The following is a 2080-nucleotide window of genomic DNA, read 5'->3' as shown; positions in this document are numbered from 1 at the left end:
ACCTTGTTGAGCTTTCCGATCTCGGAATGAACGCCGAGCTTCATGGCAAATCTCCTTTCGAGGCTACAGTTGTCTGAATATCTTCGTCGTCGTTGGCCTGGCTCCAGCGGACCCAGACATGTATAGGCACGCCCATAAGCAACAGGACGGAGCCAACCAAAACGGTTTCAGCGCCGGAGCCGATGAAGGCCCAGACCGAATAAATGAACCCAAGCGCGCCCAGAACGACGACCTTGGCCAATTCCGGGCCATGCAGGACCTGCCCGCCTTTCAGCCGGATCATAATCTCCGCCACAGAGCAGATGGCATAGGGCAACAGGCTGGCGACAACGGCGAGCAAAATGACAAAGTTGAATGCGGCGACCAGCCCTTGCGCATAGTTCATGATAATCAAAACCGAGGCCAACGCGTTCGACAGGATTAACGCATTAGCAGGCGTTCCAAATTTGGATTTTTGGCCCAAGGCTGCGGGGAAGACGCGATCCAAAGCGGCACCGTAAGGGACCTGGCCACTGAGCAGCGTAAAGCCGTTCAAAGTGCCAAAGGTCGAAATCACCGCGCCCACAGCAACAAGGACGCCGCCAACGGGACCAAACATCACCTCACCGACGGCTGCCAGAGGTGCGGCGGAAACAGCAAGCAGCTCGGCAGGAATGACGCCCATCGAAACGGCGGTTACCGAGATATAGACGCTTGCGGCGATAATCACGCCGATCACGGTGGCGCGCGGGATGGTCTTTTCCGGCTCGATAACATCGCCAGAGGGAACCGTCGCAGATTCAAGGCCCAGGTAGGCCCAAAGCGTCAGAGCAGCCGCGGCAGAAATCGCCGTAAACGCCGTGGTGCCGCTTTGGTTGACCGGAACATAGTTCTCGGTGTTGATCCAGAAGATACCCAATGTGCCAATCAATATAAGCGGCGCGAGTTTGAGCACGGTGGTCACGATCTGAACCAAACCAGCGCCTTCGACCCCACGGATGTTGACCAAGGTGAGCGTCCAGATTGCAACCAACGCAGTCGAGAGGCCGTACATTGGCACTTCGATGATAATCGGGAACAGGAATCCCAGATATCCCACCAACGCGACAGCGACGGCGGCGTTCCCGGTCCAAAGCGCGATCCAGTACCCCCAGGCAATAATGAAGCCTGCAAAGTCTCCGAATGCTTCCTGCGAATAGGCGTAGGGGCCACCAGGTTTTGAAACGACCCGCGACAAGCGTCCGAAAATGATCGCGAGAACCAACGCCCCAGCCGACGTTAAAACCCAGCCGCCAATTGCAATTGGTCCAAACGGTGCAAGCGATGCCGGCAGTAAAAACACACCTGACCCGATCATGTTTCCAACGACCAGAGCGATACAAGCCGTCAGCCCTAGGGCACCGGATGTCGATGTTGTCTCTGTGGCGGAGCGATCGGTCATTGCGACGGCTCAGTTCGATGTTGTGTCTGAAGTCTCGGTTGTGGGCCCGTCGATCCCCGGATCAGTGATGGCCCCAACGGTGAGTGCCGCGCAGATGATCACGGCAAGTATAACGAGCAGCGGGAAAACAAAGCGTAGCCACCGGTCATAGGAGACACGGCCAATGGCTAGCCCACCCATGACGACGGCAAATGTCGGGTTGAACAGGTTCACCCATCCGTTTGCCGACTGGTATGCTGTAACCACAAGGTCACGACCGACGCCCGCAAAGTCTGCCAGTGGCGCCATGATCGGCATCGAAAGCGTGGCCAGCCCTGACGAGGACGGCACCAGGAATGACATCAAGATCTGAATACCAAACATCGCGTTGATAAAGGCAAACTCGCTCAGCCCCGAGACAAACCCCTCGGCTGCAGCAAGGATCGTGTCGGTAATTTTGCCCGCGTCCATAATGACGACAACACCGCGCGCGACGCCAATGATCAGGGCAACGCCCAGCAAATCGCGCGCGCCATCAACGAAGGTTTCCACAAAGGTCCCTTCGTCCATTCTGGACCCTTCATCGGTTTTCCCGACCCACCAAACGATGATGGACATCACTAGGAAGAGACCGGACATTTCGGCCATCCACCACCCCAGTACCACAACACCATAGATCAT

General features: G+C 56.8%; 1 protein-coding gene and 1 pseudogene. Both read right to left on the bottom strand.

Annotation, left to right across the window (positions count from 1 at the left end; translation table 11 throughout):
* Nucleotides 1–40: 40 nt before the first annotated feature.
* Nucleotides 41–1420: an amino acid permease gene (locus GOW48_RS22260; protein ID WP_170756249.1), complete on the bottom strand. Its 1380-nt coding sequence runs from the start codon at nt 1418–1420 to the stop codon at nt 41–43.
* Between the two features lie 9 nt (nt 1421–1429).
* Nucleotides 1430–2080 (bottom strand): annotated as a pseudogene (locus GOW48_RS22255) (TIGR00366 family protein); the annotation flags it as partial.

The sequence above is a fragment of the Ruegeria lacuscaerulensis genome, from assembly GCF_013033355.1.
GTDB classification, from domain to species: Bacteria; Pseudomonadota; Alphaproteobacteria; order Rhodobacterales; family Rhodobacteraceae; genus Ruegeria; species Ruegeria lacuscaerulensis_A.
Note: the sequence above shows the minus strand (reverse complement) of the source record. Positions and strands in the feature narration are given on the sequence as shown.